The organism is Streptomyces sp. NPDC093600, assembly GCF_044764755.1.
Lineage (GTDB): Bacteria > Actinomycetota > Actinomycetes > Streptomycetales > Streptomycetaceae > Streptomyces.
The window spans coordinates 173,729-188,980 of the sequence record NZ_JBIWIU010000009.1; the positions used below are offsets into that span (position 1 = coordinate 173,729).

Consider the following 15,252-nt stretch of genomic DNA (forward strand, 5'->3'; position numbering starts at 1 on the left):
CCTGGCGAAGGCGTATGGGGATGTGACCTTTCGGTCTAAGCCCTCCCGAATGACCAGGGTCGGGTGCGCCCTCGGCCCGCTCTGTCCCGGGCCCCTTTCGGTGTCGCCCAAGGGCAACACCTGCACTCTTACACTCATGTGCAGGAGTGGTGTCCATGAGAGTGCCCAACTCCTGTACATGAGTCAACCCGCCGCGCGATGCTCTGCGGGCGGGTTGGCCTTCATAGCGACACTATTCAGTCACCGGCAGGGATGCGGTATTCCAAAACGAACTGGTCAGCCGCCATGAAGGTGTCGCAGACCTCCACTACTCGGCCATTTGAGGATTCCGCGTTCCGGGTCAAGTGGATGATGGGCGATCCGGGGCTCAGACTTAGCGCCGTGACCTCCTGCTTGGTGGCCAGGCGTACCCGGACCGTCTCGGTGAACTCGACCAGCGAGTGGCCGTGTTCCTCCAGTCGTGCGTAGATGCCTCCGCCGCCCGGGTTCTCCTCGAAGAGCTGTGGGATGTCCTTGGCGACGTCCCACGGCAGGTACGAAATTGCCTCCTCGGTGGGGATGCCATCGCTGAAGTACAGACGGCGCCGAGCGAGGATCTTGGAGCCAGCGGGCACCGACAGTCGCTCGGCGATATCGGCCGGCGCGTCGACTGGGCCGACGTACAGCACACTGACGCTCGGCTTGCTGCCGGACTGCTCGGCCTCGGCCAAGTAGGCGGCCTTGCCTGCTGTTCGATGGGACCGCCTGAAGCGGTCGGACGACTTACGGCGGACGGGGGGTCGCCGCTTAACGTAGGAGCCCTTGCCGTGGAGGGTGTCGATGAGGCCAGTGGCCCGAAGTTCGGCCATCGCCTTCCGGACAGTGCCCTGCGAGGCCGAGTACTTCTTCATGAGTTCCGACTCGCTCGGCACCTGCTCGCCGGGTTCGAGTACCGCCTCCTTGATCTGCTGGACGAGGTCGTCGGCGATCTGGAGATACCGCGGCTTTCCGGAGTCCCGTGCGGGGATGGATGCCATGTCCTTCAGTTCCTCCTAAGCTCCTGTATATAAGCAACGCTACTGGAGGGCGCAACTATGCCGCTGCATTCGGTGTCAGTAGCTGGAGTGGTGGTGCGGGAAGACGGCCGCATCCTCGCGATCCGGCGCGCGGACAACGGCACCTGGGAGCCCCCAGGCGGGGTGCTTGAGCTGGACGAGCGCCCCGAACAGGGGACCGCTCGCGAAGTGCTAGAAGAGACGGGCTTGTGCGTCGAGGTCGAGCGCTTGACCGGTGTGTACAAGAACATGACGCGCGGGGTCGTGGCTCTCGTCTTTCGATGTCGACCCGTCGGCGGCCAGGAGAGCACGTCTGTCGAGTCGACGGCCGTCGAGTGGCTCACTCGCGACGAGGTCCAGGAGCGGATGGGCGAGGTTTACGCCGTGCGGATCTTTGACGCCTTGGACTCCATGGCCGCGCCGCATGTCCGAGCGCACGACGGCCGGCGCCTGCTGGAGAGCGCCTGATCCTCCACGTGATGCACGACGGCGATCCCGCGACCATGACGGCGGCCCTTGACGGCTTCCGCTGGGCCTGCTGCTGGCCGGGGCCCCTGTAAGTGTTGTCCGCACGGATTGGGTGAGTGACCACCGCGTCGGCTATTGGGGAGCAGACTGTTGCAATGCAGATGACCGAGTCCTACGCAGCCACAGTGGCTGCTGTTGTGCCTGTGCTTTGGCTCGTAGGGGCACTTGAGCAGCATCAGGTCGCGCGGAGCTTCGCACAGCGCTTGCGGGAGATCGAAGAATTGACTGCCGAGCACCACAGGGCGCTGGTCAGCCTTAGGGAGGGGGTCTCGGTCGCCGAGGTCGCGACGGCACTAGAAGGCCTCAAGGGCCTGAAGCCGGATCGAGACGCGAAGCTCAAAAATTTCGCAAGTGCCGCTTGGGCGCTGACGGTTGGCGCCCTGCTGGTTGCAGAGACTCAGGCTCTTGGTTGGCTTGCTGACTCTTCGCGGGGCCCCGATGAGTTTTGGGCCGAGTACTGCCTCTGGGCGACCGTTCTGGGCTTCGCCGCTGTAGGTGTCATCCCCCTCGTGATCGCGGCCGTGACGGGTTCCCGGGCGGACAAGGGGACGCGTGAGGCTCTGAGAGAGCTGCAGGAGCACAGAGGTCGTTTGACAGCGGACTTCAATGCTCGGTTGCAGGTGCTCAAGGACCGCCTACATGAGGCGCGAACTCCCGAGGATCTAGAGGAGGTGGAGCGTCTGATGAGAGAGCTGTACGGGGACGATGATGGCGGCGTTCAGGAGTGAGCCAATCCGGTAGACGTGACAGCACTTGCCACCGGCGCTGTCGCCCATGCGCCGGCCCGCCCGACGGGGCTTGTGGTCTCAGTCGTGGTCTCATCTGCCTTTCGTTCCGGCGGTGTCTGGGGTAGTCCGTCAGGGTCCAGCACGGCATCTGACCTGGAGCGCAGCGCGTTTGCCAGACCCCCATGGACGTCCCCGGAACAAGATCGGACAACTCGTAATGCGTAGGTCTCGGGTTCGAATCCCGAAGGCGGCTCGGATCAGCCCCAGGACTCACTCGCCGTGACCTGGGGCTTTTCTTATGCCCGGACCGGCCGCCCGTCGTGGCGCCGACGGCTTTCTCTCAGGAAGGTCCGGTACCACGGGGCCGCCTCCGTGAGGCGGGAGACGGGGCCCGGGCCCTCGGGGCAGGGGAGGGTGTGCCAGATGGTGTTGGCGTCGTACCAGTGGTCCTGGGCGAGCAGGGAGAACTGGCGCTCGCTGATCGTTCCTGGCGTGCGGTGCAGGTGGTGGAGGCACTTCTCCCAGGGCCAGTCGTCCTCGGTGGGCGGCAGCACGTCCAACGCCGCGAGTTGCGCCATCAGTTCGCCGTTGTTCACCGGCTCGGGGTGGCTGGCGTGGTAGATCCCCGAGGCCGGGGCGTGCGGGGTGGTCGCCAGGGTGGTGATCAGTCTGGCCAGATCGTTCACGTCCACCAGGGACAGCAGGCCCCGGCCGCCGTCCCAGCGGGCCGGGACCCGGTCCAGGAGTTCGGCCAGGGCGGGCACCACCCAGCGGTCGCCGGCGCCGAGGACGAGGCCGGGGCGCAGGACGATGCCGCCCGCCGCCAGGGCCGGGGTCTCGCCGAGGAGCCGGGTGCGGCTGGCGGCGGAGACCGGGGCGGGGGTGATCTCGTTCACGGCGATCCCCCGGTGCGGGCCCGCGCCGTAGACCGCCGTGGTGGAGAGGTGCACGACGCGGCCCACCCCGCACCGCACCGCCTCGTCGACCAGGGCCGTCGTGCCTTCGACGTTGACCGCCGCGCACTGGGCCTCGTCACCGGAGATCCGGGAGGCGAGGTGGACCAGGACGTCGGCCCCGCTCATGACGCCCCGCAGCGACGCCGGGTCCGTCAGATCCGCGGGTGTCCACGTGACGCCCGGCGCCGGCCGGCTCTCGGGCGCGGTACGGGCGAGCGCCCGTACCGTGATCCCGGGGTCGGTCTCGTGCGCGGCGGCCAGCCCGCGCAGCACGTGCGAGCCGACGAAGCCCGTCGCCCCCGTCAGAACGATCCTCGTCGGACTCACCCGGCGATCACCGGGTCCGCCTCGGGGACCGTCAGGCCCGCGATGACGTCGGCCGGGGCCAGCGCCGGCAGCAGGCACCGCCACATCGCGGTGATCCGCTGGGGCAGGTCGGCGCGGCCGGTGGAGATCTGGGACATGACCTGGGTGCCGGTGTACGCGGCGACCAGGAGCTGGGCGAACGCGGTCTCGTCCACATCCGGCAGGAGCTGACCCTTCTCCCGCGCGCTCAGGAGCTCCTGGCGGAACCGCTCGGCCCACCATTCGTAGATCGAGTACTCCTGACCGCCCGCCACGCCCTGCTCGACGGCCAGCCTGACCCCGGCGCGCAGCAGGGTGTTGCGCTGCATCTCCACCGCGAGGTACCCCGTCATGTCCAGCAGGTGCTGGAGCCCCGGTTCACCCTCGGGGAACCGCAGATCAGCGGCCTGTTCGAGGATGACGGCCCGGGCAAGCCCTTCCTTGGACTTGAAATGGAAGTACACGGCGCCCGCGGTGAGGCCCGCCCGGTCCAGGATCTTGGTGATGCTCGTTCCCAGATAGCCGGCCTCGTCGAAGACCTCCGCCGCGGCCCTGAGGAGCAACTCCCTCGTACGGACCGCTCGTTCCTGCCTCTGTTCCGCCACGTGCCCGATACCTCGCGTACCTCGACAAACCAAAAGAATGACCACTATCTTATCGGCGCGGTGTTGGCGCAAGTATGTGCGAACCCGTAGACCACAAACAGACTTGGGGGAGAGCTGTTTTGTCTTCGACCGACCTTGCCCTGGACCGACCGACCGTGCCCGTTCCCGTACCCGTCGCGTACACCCACAAGTCGGATCCGGCCGAGGTGCTCCTCTCGACGTGGTGCCAGGTCGGGGAGGACCGCTTCGTCGTCACGGCCCGGTGGCCCGAGACGCACGGCTTCTATCTGACCCGGTTCGGACTGTACGACCCCCTGCTGCTGAGCGAGACGGTGCGCCAGACGCTGCCTCTGCTGGCCCATGCCGCGTACGGCGTCCCGTTCGGGCACCAGCTGCTCTGGAAGGACTTCGGCTGGGACCTGGACCCGGCGGCGCTGCGCGCCGACGGCGAGAAGGGCGCCGCGGTCGAACTGCGGCTCACCTGCTCGGACGTGAAGTACCGGAAGGGCCGGGCGACGGCGATCACGCTCTCCGTCGAGGCCCTGCGGGACGGCGAGCGGCTGGCGCACGCGAGGACGCGCTTCACGATCCAGGAACGGGCCGTGTACGAGCGGCTGCGGGGCCGCTACGCCGACATCGCGAGCGCCAACGCCCGGGCCGTTCCGCTGCCGCCGCCCGCGCCCGCGCAGGCGATGGGGCGGGAGTCCTTCCAGGACGTGGTCCTCTCGTGCACCGACGTTCCGCACCGCTGGCAGCTGCGCACGGACACGTCGCACCCGATCCTCTTCGACCACCCCGTCGACCACGTCCCCGGCATGCTGCTCCTTGAGGCGGTGCGCCAGGCCGCGCAGGCCATAGCCCACCCCCGGCCGACCGTGGTCGTGGGCATGCACTCCGACTTCGTGCGCTACGCCGAGTTCGACGCGCCCTGCTGGATCACGGCCAAGCCCCTGCCCGACGACGTCGAGGGGCGGCGGCGTGTCCTGGTCTCGGCGCACCAGCACGAGGAGGAGATCTTCACCTCCGTCGTCGCCCTGGGCGAAGCCCCGGCCGAGTGAGCCGCCCGGCCGACCGTTCGCGGCCGGGAAGGTGACGTAGTCGGGCACCGCGGCTGGCAGTTGGTTCGCCCCCTTGCCACGATCTCCGTCAGGAGGCCGGGTGTTGTCGTCGTCATCCCCCGTCCGCGACGCGGCCGGCCTCCTGTCACCCCCCCCGGGGGGGGCGGGCACGCGCTCACCGCCGGCAGGCCCGAACCGGCGGAGATCGCCTGTCACCGCGACCGCCGCATCGCCATGGCCTTCTCCGTCCTCGGTCTGCGGGCGGAGGGATCACCCTCGACGACCCGGTTGTGTCGGGAAGATTTTCCCCGGCTTCCACGGGGAGCCGCACCGGATCTTCCGCGCCACCCGCTCGCGGCCGCCGCCCACTACCGACCGGCCCCACTGACCGGCCGCCGCCCACTGACCGACCGGCCCCACGGGCGACCTGTGGCCAAGGATGCACGGATGGTCACAAGTGGGTGGCCTGAGCACCTCGTCCCCCTCCGTCCGTGACGCCAGGGTAAGGGGTGACCGCAGTGGCCCCCACCACGACTGGAGCGTCGTGAACACAACTCGTGACGGAGACCTCGCCCACCGCCTGACCGTGCCCCACCGGGTCGGAATCCCCACCGGCAACGCCGCGTCCGACCACGTCCTCGCCGAACTCGGCGACACCCTGTTCTCGTCGTTCCGCAGGAAGGACCAGCGGCGCAAGGCCGAGCGGTACCTGCACGGACTGCTCACCACCCGAGGACGCAAATCCATCCGCAACATCGCCCTCCAGCTGGGCGGTTCGGCCACCGAACAGAGCCTGCACCACTTCATCGCCAGCTCCACCTGGGACTGGCGGCCGCTGCGCGCCGCCCTCGCCTCGCACCTGGAGCGGACGGCCGCTCCCCAGGCCTGGGTCGTACGCCAGATGGAGATACCGAAGGCGGGCGAGCACTCGGTGGGTGTGGACCGGCGGTTCGCCCCGCACCTGGGCCATGTGTTCCGCGGCCAGCAGGCGTCCGGCGTATGGCTCGCCTCCCAGGAGCTGAGCGCACCCGTCGACTGGCGTCTGCAGCTGTCCGACCAGTGGGTCAACGACCGGGAGCGCCGCGACCGGGCGGAGGTCCCGCACGGGGCCGAGGCGGAGAGCCCGGAGGAGTGCGCCGTGGCCGCCGCGCTGGAGACCGTACGGCTCTGGGGCGCCCCCCGGCGGCCGGTCCTGATCGATCTGCGCTGCGGCGACGCCGCCGCCTCGGTGGCCCGGCTCGCCGCGGCGAACGTCCCCTTCCTCGCCCGGATCAGCGGCTCCCGCCGGCTGTCCGTCGCGGACCGCGGCCTGCCCGGATCGAGGGGCGGCTCCCTGCCGGCCCAGCGGATCGTCGAGTCGGCCAAGGCGATGCGCGCGCCCGTGCAGTGGCGGGACCCGGCCGCCGGGCACGCCTCCCGGGTCTCCCTCGCCGCTCTGGTCCCGGTGGTGTTCCCCGAACCGTCCGCCGCCCCGCGCCGGCGGCTCTCCCTGCTCGGCGAGTGGGACGACCCGACGCGCCCGCCCTCCGCCCTCTGGCTCACCGGCATGGGGCACGCGGCCGCGGGGCCGCTGCTGCGCCTCACCCGGCTGACCCGCAGAGTCGAGGCCGACTTCGCGCGCGTCGGCGAGGAAGCGGGACTACGGGACTACGTCGGCCGGTCCTTCCGCGGCTGGCACCGGCACACCACGCTCGCCTCCGTGGCTCACGCGGCGGTCGTGCTGACCGCGGCCGCGGACGGCTACGCCAACGGCCGCCCGATCGAACTCGCCTCCGCCTGAGGGCCCGGACCGGACCGGCGCTGTCGGCGCAGGGCCTCCCGTGAGCGGTGCAGCCGCAGCGCCAGCTGCACCTCCAGGGTCCTGGCCGGCTGCTGCCACTCCTCGCCCAGGAGGTCGCCGATCCGGTCCAGCCGACGGGAGACGGTGTTGGGGTGGACATCGAGTACGGCGGCGGCGCCTCTCGGGCTGCCCCCTGACGCGAAGTACGCCTCCAGGGTGTCGGTGAGGTCGGTGAGCCGCTCCCGGTCGTAGTCGAGGACGGGACCGATCGCGGACCGGACGTAGCCGTCCACGTCGTGACTGTCCGACAGCAGGAGGCCGAGGAAGCCCAGGTCCTTCGCCGCCGCGGAACCGCCCGCGCCGCCCAGCGCGGTCAGCGCGTCCAGACAGCGCAGCGCCTCCCGGTACATGGGCGCGATCGCGGCCGCTCCCCGTCCCGGCCCCGCCGCGCCCACGGACACCGGATGGCCGAGCAGCGGTGTCAGTTCGTCGGCGACGGCGCGAGCGGCGGCCGAGGCGTCCGTACCGGGCAGGAGCAGCAGGATGCGGCCGCTGTGCACCGTCTTGAGCCCGGACAGCCGGTGCGCGTACGAGGAGGCCCACACCACCGCGCGCCCCTGCTCGCCCCCCTCGGGATGAGCCACGAGCAGGACATGGGGCGCGTCCAGGTCGATCCCGAGGCTGCCGGCCCGGTGGGTCAGGTGGTGCGTCTGACGCCCGGCCCGCGGATCGGCCGCGAGGAGCTCCTCGAACAGGTCGTCGCGTACGGGCCCTTCGGCCACGTCCGTGCTCCGCCGCAGCAGCAGCTGGATCGCGAAGGTCTGGGCCGTCAGCTGCAGCAGGCCCTCGTCCTCGCCCACCAGAGCCGTCGTCGGCCGCAGCAGCAGCGCGCCCAGGTCCTCCGCGCCGGCGACCACCGGAGTGACCCAGGTGCCCTGGGGGGTGACGACGGGGCGCAGCTGGGAGTGGGCGTCCAGCACCGCCTCGGCCAGGGCGGACTCGTCCTGGTCGCCGAGGTCGCCACTGGCGGCGAGGATCCGGCCGCCCGGATCGCGCAGTTGGATCGCCGCGTCCAGCGCGCTGCCGGCCCCCGCGGCCACGGTGGTCAGATCGGCACCGGCGAGCAGCATGCCGAGGGCCCGGCTGTGCGCCTCGTTGAGCTGCTGCAGCCGGACCAGGCTGGTGCGGGTGCGGAAGCTGTCCAGTTCGAGCTGGCCGACCTCGCCCCAGGCCTGTTCGAGGCGTTCGGCCCGCTCGATGGCGACGGCGGCGAGCGCCGCCAGTGAGCAGACCAGTCCGATCTCGTCCGGGCTGAAGTGGCGGACCGTGCGCGCCGATCCGTAGAGCACGCCGACGGCCTCGTCGCCCCGGCAGATCGGCACGGCCATGATCGCGTGCAGTCCTTCGGCCCGGACGACCTCGTCGACGCTCTCGTTGTGGACGAGGGCGTCGTCGTGGAGATAGTCCGCCGTCCACAGCGGGGCCCGGACCTCCAGGCTCTGGTGTCCGAGGCCGTGCCCGGCGGGGACCTCCTGACCGGCGACGAGCGCGGTGGTCGAGCCGTCCGCGGCCCGTACGCGAAGGCCGCCCTCCGGGTCGAGGAGGGCGACCGATGTCATGTCGAAGTTGAGCAGCCGCTTGACCCGCCTGGTGACCACGCGCAGCAGGGAGTCAAGATCGTGAGGGGAGGTCAGGTCCCGGGCGGTGTCGACCAGATCGGCCAGACCGTCCTCCCGCCGGCGCCGCCGGCCCTGCCAGTCGTACACCTGACGGGCAAGGTGTACGGCATGCTCCAGGCGGGCCACGTCCGGCTCCGCAGCGCCGTCGCGCCGCGCGCGCTGTAACACCTCGTCGAACCGTTCGGGTGGCGCCTGCTCGGCGAGCAGCTCCAGGACGAGCATCAGGTCGGCGTCTCTGGTCTCGGCATCCGTCATCGTGCGCAGGCCCCCGTCGAAAGTTTGTCTACCCCCAGCGGAAGCTAGTTCGCCCGTGATCCACCAGTCAACAAGTGACCTGCGGTTATGCCTGGGGCCGGTGGGCGGCACACCGGCCGCGGTGCGGGTGAGGTGTGACGGACACACCACACCACACCACGCCGGGCCCGGCTCAGCCGCCGACGCCGACGCCGACGCCTACACCGCCGATCGCGAGAGTGGTCCTGGCCGGCCGCGGCCGCTCGATGCCGGCGGGACGGGCGGTGCGCAGCAGGGTCCTGACGCGGCCGGCCGCGGGCTCCCGGCGCGTGCATCGGAGCAGCCTCTCGCAGTCCTCGAGCACGTGAACGGGGTCCGCGCCGTGCTCCAGCTCCGCCAACAGCCCTTCGTACGTGGGCTGCGGACCGCTGAACCTGGCGAGGAACCCGGGCAGCGCGGCGTACAGCTCGCGGCGGCGGCCGAGCCTGAGCTGCGCCTCGATCCACTGGTCGAGGGCCTGTACGCGGGACTGTTCCAGGCGCGTGATGTGGGCCCGCAGCTGCGGGCCGGCCGCGACCTCGGTGTACGCGTCGGCGGTCCACAACGCCAGTGCCTGGCCCAGCCGTTCGGCCGCCGTCTCCAGGTCCTCCAGCTCCATGGCCCGGTAACCGGCGCCCACCGCGCGGTGGAACGCGGAGACGTCGGAGCTCCCCCCGCCGGTGTCGAGCCGGTAACCGCCGGGGAGCGACACCAGGACGTCCCGGGCCGACCGGGCCACGGGACGGGAGTCGCTGCCCGGCTCCTCGCGACCGGCGCGCAGCGCGGTGTCGATGAGCTCGCGCACTTGCCGGACATAGGTCTCGACCATGTCGAGCGCGTGGGCCGGCGGGCCGTCGGGCCAGAGCTCCTGCACCACGACGGCGGTCGGGACGACCTGGTCCGCGAACGCCGTGAGCAGGGCGAGCATCCGTCTGGCCGGAGCCGTGACGGGCACGATCGGCGTCCCGCTCTCCTTGACGGCGAACACGCCCAGCACCTTCAGATCCATACTGTCCCCCTCCGTATGGCACATGACGGGGGACCGCGCCGGGCGCAAGCGCTACCGACACTTATCCCCTCTCCCACCGAATAATAAATAGTGGTCATTATTTTGTCTCTAGGGGGAAGCAGAACTTGACGGAGAGCAAACGTCTGTCGCCGCGCCGGGCCGCGGCGACCACGCGGGCTCAGAGGGCGTCGACGGCGCTCACCTTCCAGCCCTGGGCCGTCCGAGCGATGGTCATCCGGACGCGGTTGAGGTCGACGCGGGGGCCGGAGACCTGGGTGCTGTCGGTGACCTGGTTCATGAAGAGCAGGACGACAGCCTCGTCCGGTGACGCGGACACCACCGACACGGCCGGTGCCGCGCCGTCGCCCGGCGGTTGGGCCACGCTCGCCTTGACCACACCCTGGTACTTCTTGGCCGTCGGCGCGACCACGGTCGTGGTCGTCTTCTCGTACTCGTCGAGGAACGGACCGGTGAGGTGGCGGCGCGCCGCGGCGAAGTCGCGGTCCAGGTGACGGTAGTCGTACGACAGGATCACGGGGGCCGCGGTGCGCGCCGCCGCGACCGCGCTCGTGCGGGCCTGATCCGTCCGGACCGCCTCCCGGTACCGCAGGCCGAGGAGGGTCGTGGCGGTCAGGCCCACGACGACGAGGACCGCGAGAACCGTGACGAGGCGGCCGCGCCGACGGCGTGACGGGGTGCCACCGACGTCCGCACCGGCCTCAGCAACCTCAGCAACCTCACCGACCTCACCGGCCTCACCGGCCTCCGCGTCCTCGACGGCCTCCGGCCTCTCGCTCTCCTCCGCGTCGGAGACCGGCACCGGCGGCGCGGGGGACGCGGCGGCCTCCGGCCCCTCGGCGCGGCGGGCCTTCTCGGCGCGCTTGGCGGCGGCGCGGGCGGCCGCCGCGACTCGGACGGGCTGGTTCGCCACGACGTTTCTCCTTACGGGCGGGTGGGACGGGTGGGACGGGTTCAGCCGACGAACTCGACGTTGGAGGTCAGCCACCGGCCGCCCTCGAACACCAGGTCCAGCTGCAGCCGGTAGTTGCGGGCGGCGCCCTCCGGGGCGGACACGTTGCTCACCTTGCTGTCGGTCACCACCAGGACGCGGGCGGTGCGTTCGTCCGCCCGGGCGATGCCCGCGTCGAGCACCTGCCCCTCGGAGACCGACTTGTTGGCGGCGACGAGCTTCGTCAGCTCCGCGGTCTGCGCCGCGAACTGCTTCTTGAACTCCCCGGTCGCGCCGTTCAGCACGTTCTGGCTGTCCCGGGCGTAGTGCCGGTAGTCGAGCGAGGTGAAGTTGAGCGCCGACTGACGGGCCGCGGCCAGGATGTCCTGGTGCCGCCGCTCCGTCTCCCGGCGTTCGTACAGCTGGTGGCCCAGCCACAGGGACGTGGCCGTCAGGACGGTGGCCACGACGGCGAGGACGGCGGTGAGCGCCCTTCCGTGACGCGCCGCCCGCACCGCCACGCTCCGCAGGAGTACGCGGGTCATGCCATGGGTCCCACGAGCAGCCATTGCCATGAGTCCTTTCCGAACGCGTTCCGTGCTCCGCCCGTGGAGCCGATCTCGACGGGCGTTCCGTCCGGGCCGTACGCGGCTCCGGTGTCGGGGTCGTAGGCCGTGACGTGCGATCCCCGGCCGGCCGTGCGCCCCTGCGCGCCCGGTACGTTCTGGGCGCCGCGGACGGAGGTCTCACTGCCGCGCGGGGCCGTGCAGCGGGCCCGGGTGTTCGCCGGGCGGTCGCTGGTGTCGGCGGGGTCGCGGCGCCGGGTGTCGTAGCCCTGCCGACAGGCCGGCGGATCGTCGGCGTTGACCACCATCCCGAAGTGGGTGGTGCCGTCACCGGGGATCACGGTGTAGCTGCCGGCGACCACGACCGGGAAGGTGACCAGCATCTGCTCCACACCGGGCAGCCGGGCGACGGTGATCTGACCGCCGCTGATCAGGTTGCCGAGGAGGACCGGCAGGTGCGTCTCGTTGGCCTTCAGCAGGGAGTCCAGCTCCTGCGCGGCGGGTGTGCCATGGTCGATGAGGGCCCGCAGGTCGCCGTCGGAGGCCTTCAACTGGGCGGTGAGGGCCGCCAGGTCGCGGGAGAACGACGTGATGGCCGAGCCCTTGTCGGCCTGTGTCTTCAGGACCGTCCGCGAGTCCTCGATCAGCCGGATCGTCTGGGGGAGCGAGTCGGAAGCCGACTCCACCAGCGCGTTGCCCGAGTCCACCAGCCGGGTCAGATGCGGACCCGTACCGGCGAACGCCTTGCCGAGCTCGTCGACCGTCACCCGCAGGTCCTTCTTGTCCACCGAGTTCACCAGCCGGTCCAGGCTGAGGATCAGATCGGTGGTGGGAACCGGCACCCGGGTGTTGCGGCGGGCGATGGTGCCGCCCTCCCGGAGGTACGGGCCGCGGTCGGCGCGCGGCTGCAGATCCACGTACTGCTCGCCCACGGCGGAACGGTTCGCCACCACCGCCAGGGCGTCGGCCGGGATGCGGGTGCCGTCCTCGATGTGGAGGGCGACCGAGACACCGTCGGAGCCCGACAGGCGCAGCTCACCCACCCGGCCCACGGGCACCCCGCGGTAGGTGACCTCGGCGCCCGAGTAGATCCCCCCGGAGTCGGCGAGGTCCGCGCGTACGGTGTAGCCGCGGTCCAGGAGGCTGTCGGCGAGACCGGTGTACTCGGCGCCGACGTAGGAGACCCCGACGGCGGTGACGAGCGAGAAGGCGATCAGCTGGGCCTTGACCGTACGGGTGATCACAGCTGCATCCCCTTCAGCATCAGTTCCGCGAGCGGAAGGTTCACGCCGTGCCGGTCGCCCCCGCCGCCGTGCGAGGTGTGGCTGCCGCCGTAAGAGGCGTGGTTTCCGCCGTAAGAGGCGTGGCTGCCCGTGCACACCGGCGGGCAGAGCACGCCACCGTCGCCCGTCCCGCCCCCCGGCCCGTTCGGAGGGACCGTCGGCGACGGGACCGGTGTCGTCGGCAGACCGGGCGTGTCCGGCAGTTTCGGGGTGCCGGGCAGGCCGGGGGTGCCCGGAAGCGTGGGCGCGCCGGGCACCTGGGGAGCCCCGGGCTTCGGCGGCTGGGCGGGGTCGTCCGTGAGGTTGCCGTAGATACCGCGCAGATCGAGGTCGGCGGTGACCTTGAGGTTGACGTAGTCGCCCTTGATGGCGTCCACGGCGTTGCGCGGGAACGGGTAGGTGGTCAGCAGCTCCAGCGAGTTGGGCAGATCGGCGCCGGCCTTGTTCAGCTGCTCCAGGATCGGCCGCAGGCTCCGCAGGTTGGCGATCACGTCGCTCCGCGACGCGTTGATCACGCGCGTGCCGGTCCTGCCCAGCTCCGACAGGGAGGTGAGCATCGCGGTCAGCTTCGTGCGCTGGTCGGCCAGGACCTTCAGCGCGGGCGGCACAGTCGTGAGTGCCTGGTCGATCGTGGCCTTCTCCTTGGCGAGCGTCGTGGCCAGCTTGTCGAGGCCCGCCAGCGCGCGGACGATGTCGGCGCGCTGCTTGTCGAGACCGCCGATGAAGGTGTCCAACTCGGTGAGCAGCGACTTGACCCGGTTCTCGCGGCCCTCCAGGGCTTTGTTGAGCTCCGTGGAGATCGTCTTGAGCTGGGCCACACCGCCGCCGTTGAGCAGGGCGGAGAGCGCCGACAGCACCTCTTCGATCTCGGGGTTGCGGCCGCTGCGGGAGAGCGGGATCTTCGCGCCGTCGGTGAGCCGGCCGACGGGCGCGCCGTCGGCCGGTGCCGACAGGGCGACGTACTTCTCGCCGAGCATGCTCGTCTGCCGCAGCTCGGCGACGGCGTTCCCGGGCAGCTTGACCGAGTCGGAGACGCGCAGCCGCACCCGGGCGTGCCAGCCGACGAGTTCGATCTTCTCGACGGCCCCGACGGTGACGTTGTTCACCTTCACCGTGGACTGGGGCACGAGATCGAGGACGTCCCTGAACTCGACCGTGATCCGGTAGGCGTCGCCGTCGGCGGCGGCCCCGCCGGGTAGCTGCACGTCGTACAGCCCGTTGAAGGAGCAGCCGGTCAGCAGCAGCGAACCGGCCGCCGCCCAGACGACCGCCCGACGGGTCGTGAATGTGCTCATGTACGGGCCTCCAGGATTCCGCCGAGCGTCCGGTCGACCGAGCCCGTGCCGGAGGCGGCGGTGCCCGCCGGGTGCGCGCCCGCCGCGGGCAGCTCGGGCAGGGAGTCGAACAGCTTCTTCAGGTCCCGGCAGTCGGCCTTCTCGCCGGTCGTCCGGAGAATGGAGCAGAGCAGGGAGGCCGGGTCCTGCGGGTGGTCGGGGTTGTTGCGGGTGTCGAGGGTGCCGGAGCCCGGGTTGTAGGCGTTCTGCAGGTTGGAGAGCCCGGCGGGTGCGACCTCGAGGAGTTCCTCCAGCGCGGCGCGCTGGGTGACCAGTACCTTCGTCACCTTGGCGAGGCCCTTCACGTCGGCGGTCAGCGCCTTCTTGTTCTTCTTCACGAAGTCGGCCACATCGGCCAGTGCGACGGCCAGGTGCTTGATCGCCGCCGCGAGGTCCTTGCGTTCGCCGGCCAGTTGCCCGGCCACGGCGGCCAGGCTGTCGTTGAACGCCCGGACGCTCGCGTCGTCCGCCGCCAGCGCGGCCGTGAACACCTGGAGGTTCCGTACGGTCCCGAACAGGTCCTGCCGGCCGTCGGACAGGGTGGTGACGGCCTGCGAGAGGTTCTCCACCGTCTTGTGCAGCTGATCGCCCTGCCCCTGGAGGTTGTCCGCTCCGACGGCGAGGAGCCGGGACAGCGACCCGTCCTTGTTGGCACCGCGCGGGCCGAGCGCGTCCGCGGTCGTACGGAGGCTGTCGAAGACGCGGTCCAGTTCGACCGGGACCGCCGTCCGGTGCTCGGGGATGACGTCGCCGTCGCGCAGCGCGGGTCCGCCGCGGTAGACGGGCAGCAGCTGGAGGTAACGGTCGCTGACCACCGAGGAGTTGATGATCGCGGCCTTGGCGTCCGCCGGGACCTTGCGTTCGCCTTCGTACTCCAGCTCCACGCGCACCCGGTCGCCCTGCGGGGTGATCTTCGTGACCTTGCCGATCCTGACGCCGAGGACACGGACGTCGGAACCGGGGTAGACGCCGACCGTGCGCGGGAAGTACGCGGTGACCCGGACGGTGGGCGACTGCGGCCAGAACACGACGGCGAGGGTGGTGGCGACGGCCGCCAGCGCGGTGAGGAGCGCCACCCGGCGGGCGACCCGCCGGTTCGTCATGAGCCCCTTCAGCGCGAGCCCC

The 15,252-nt window shown here is 71.0% G+C and carries 14 protein-coding genes; 4 read left to right on the plus strand and 10 right to left on the minus strand.

The features are described 5' to 3' along the window. Nucleotides 1-236: 236 nt before the first annotated feature. Complete coding sequence (locus ACIRB4_RS22625; protein ID WP_403293780.1) at nucleotides 237-1,016, minus strand: GntR family transcriptional regulator; 780 nt, start codon at nucleotides 1,014-1,016, stop codon at nucleotides 237-239. A gap of 57 nt (nucleotides 1,017-1,073) precedes the next feature. Here ACIRB4_RS22625 and ACIRB4_RS22630 point away from each other — a divergent pair, with 57 nt between their 5' ends. Next, nucleotides 1,074-1,502 (plus strand): NUDIX hydrolase, encoded by a 429-nt coding sequence (locus ACIRB4_RS22630; protein ID WP_403293782.1) that lies wholly within the window; start codon nucleotides 1,074-1,076, stop codon nucleotides 1,500-1,502. A gap of 155 nt (nucleotides 1,503-1,657) precedes the next feature. Further along, entirely contained in the window at nucleotides 1,658-2,290 is a 633-nt protein-coding gene (locus ACIRB4_RS22635; RefSeq protein ID WP_403293783.1) for a hypothetical protein, read from the plus strand. 296 nt (nucleotides 2,291-2,586) lie between these two features. Here ACIRB4_RS22635 and ACIRB4_RS22640 read toward each other — a convergent pair whose 3' ends face one another. Both ACIRB4_RS22640 and ACIRB4_RS22645 read right to left on the minus strand, forming a co-directional pair. Then, nucleotides 2,587-3,573 carry an NAD-dependent epimerase/dehydratase family protein gene (locus tag ACIRB4_RS22640; RefSeq protein WP_403293785.1) on the minus strand — a complete coding sequence of 329 codons (987 nt, stop codon included), beginning with the start codon at nucleotides 3,571-3,573 and terminating at the stop codon, nucleotides 2,587-2,589. Continuing rightward, nucleotides 3,570-4,196 (minus strand): ScbR family autoregulator-binding transcription factor, encoded by a 627-nt coding sequence (locus tag ACIRB4_RS22645; protein ID WP_403293786.1) that lies wholly within the window; start codon nucleotides 4,194-4,196, stop codon nucleotides 3,570-3,572. The genes ACIRB4_RS22640 and ACIRB4_RS22645 overlap by 4 nt, the downstream gene beginning before the upstream one ends. Before the next feature lie 119 nt (nucleotides 4,197-4,315). On the opposite strand from ACIRB4_RS22645, the gene ACIRB4_RS22650 reads away from it, so the two are divergent. Then, on the plus strand, nucleotides 4,316-5,254 hold the full coding sequence (locus ACIRB4_RS22650) for a ScbA/BarX family gamma-butyrolactone biosynthesis protein (protein ID WP_403293787.1): 939 nt from the start codon (nucleotides 4,316-4,318) through the stop codon (nucleotides 5,252-5,254). 544 nt (nucleotides 5,255-5,798) lie between these two features. Further along, entirely contained in the window at nucleotides 5,799-7,034 is a 1,236-nt protein-coding gene (locus tag ACIRB4_RS22655) for an IS701 family transposase (protein ID WP_403293788.1), read from the plus strand. Here the strand turns inward: ACIRB4_RS22655 and ACIRB4_RS22660 are convergent. From ACIRB4_RS22660 to ACIRB4_RS22690, 7 genes are all read right to left on the minus strand, one after another. Further along, a complete protein-coding gene (locus ACIRB4_RS22660) occupies nucleotides 6,995-8,968 on the minus strand; it encodes a helix-turn-helix domain-containing protein (protein WP_403293790.1) in 1,974 nt (657 codons plus the stop codon). The two genes, ACIRB4_RS22655 and ACIRB4_RS22660, sit on opposite strands and share 40 nt — an antisense overlap. 172 nt (nucleotides 8,969-9,140) lie before the next feature. After that, nucleotides 9,141-9,995 carry a BTAD domain-containing putative transcriptional regulator gene (locus tag ACIRB4_RS22665; protein WP_403293791.1) on the minus strand — a complete coding sequence of 285 codons (855 nt, stop codon included), beginning with the start codon at nucleotides 9,993-9,995 and terminating at the stop codon, nucleotides 9,141-9,143. Between the two features lie 178 nt (nucleotides 9,996-10,173). Next, on the minus strand, nucleotides 10,174-10,926 hold the full coding sequence (locus tag ACIRB4_RS22670) for a hypothetical protein (RefSeq protein WP_403293793.1): 753 nt from the start codon (nucleotides 10,924-10,926) through the stop codon (nucleotides 10,174-10,176). 41 nt (nucleotides 10,927-10,967) lie between these two features. Further along, the gene (locus ACIRB4_RS22675) at nucleotides 10,968-11,489 is read right to left on the minus strand and encodes a hypothetical protein (protein ID WP_403293795.1); all 522 of its coding nucleotides are present in this window, start codon (nucleotides 11,487-11,489) and stop codon (nucleotides 10,968-10,970) included. Continuing rightward, on the minus strand, nucleotides 11,486-12,754 hold the full coding sequence (locus tag ACIRB4_RS22680) for an MCE family protein (protein ID WP_403293797.1): 1,269 nt from the start codon (nucleotides 12,752-12,754) through the stop codon (nucleotides 11,486-11,488). Before ACIRB4_RS22680 ends, ACIRB4_RS22675 begins: the two co-directional genes overlap by 4 nt. Then, complete coding sequence (locus tag ACIRB4_RS22685) at nucleotides 12,751-14,088, minus strand: MCE family protein (RefSeq protein WP_403293799.1); 1,338 nt, start codon at nucleotides 14,086-14,088, stop codon at nucleotides 12,751-12,753. Before ACIRB4_RS22685 ends, ACIRB4_RS22680 begins: the two co-directional genes overlap by 4 nt. Next, on the minus strand, nucleotides 14,085-15,230 hold the full coding sequence (locus ACIRB4_RS22690) for an MCE family protein (protein ID WP_403294016.1): 1,146 nt from the start codon (nucleotides 15,228-15,230) through the stop codon (nucleotides 14,085-14,087). The genes ACIRB4_RS22685 and ACIRB4_RS22690 overlap by 4 nt, the downstream gene beginning before the upstream one ends. Between the last annotated feature and the right edge of the window lie 22 nt (nucleotides 15,231-15,252).

What these genes read in the sequence shown, in the direction of transcription:
- ACIRB4_RS22625 (WP_403293780.1), bottom strand. Translation starts at nt 1,016, where the DNA reads ATGGCATCCATCCCCGCACGGGACTCCGGAAAGCCGCGGTATCTCCAG.
- ACIRB4_RS22630 (WP_403293782.1), top strand. Translation starts at nt 1,074, where the DNA reads ATGCCGCTGCATTCGGTGTCAGTAGCTGGAGTGGTGGTGCGGGAAGAC.
- ACIRB4_RS22635 (WP_403293783.1), top strand. Translation starts at nt 1,658, where the DNA reads ATGCAGATGACCGAGTCCTACGCAGCCACAGTGGCTGCTGTTGTGCCT.
- ACIRB4_RS22660 (WP_403293790.1), bottom strand. Translation starts at nt 8,968, where the DNA reads ATGACGGATGCCGAGACCAGAGACGCCGACCTGATGCTCGTCCTGGAG.
- ACIRB4_RS22665 (WP_403293791.1), bottom strand. Translation starts at nt 9,995, where the DNA reads ATGGATCTGAAGGTGCTGGGCGTGTTCGCCGTCAAGGAGAGCGGGACG.
- ACIRB4_RS22675 (WP_403293795.1), bottom strand. Translation starts at nt 11,489, where the DNA reads ATGACCCGCGTACTCCTGCGGAGCGTGGCGGTGCGGGCGGCGCGTCAC.
- ACIRB4_RS22685 (WP_403293799.1), bottom strand. Translation starts at nt 14,088, where the DNA reads ATGAGCACATTCACGACCCGTCGGGCGGTCGTCTGGGCGGCGGCCGGT.
- ACIRB4_RS22690 (WP_403294016.1), bottom strand. Translation starts at nt 15,230, where the DNA reads ATGACGAACCGGCGGGTCGCCCGCCGGGTGGCGCTCCTCACCGCGCTG.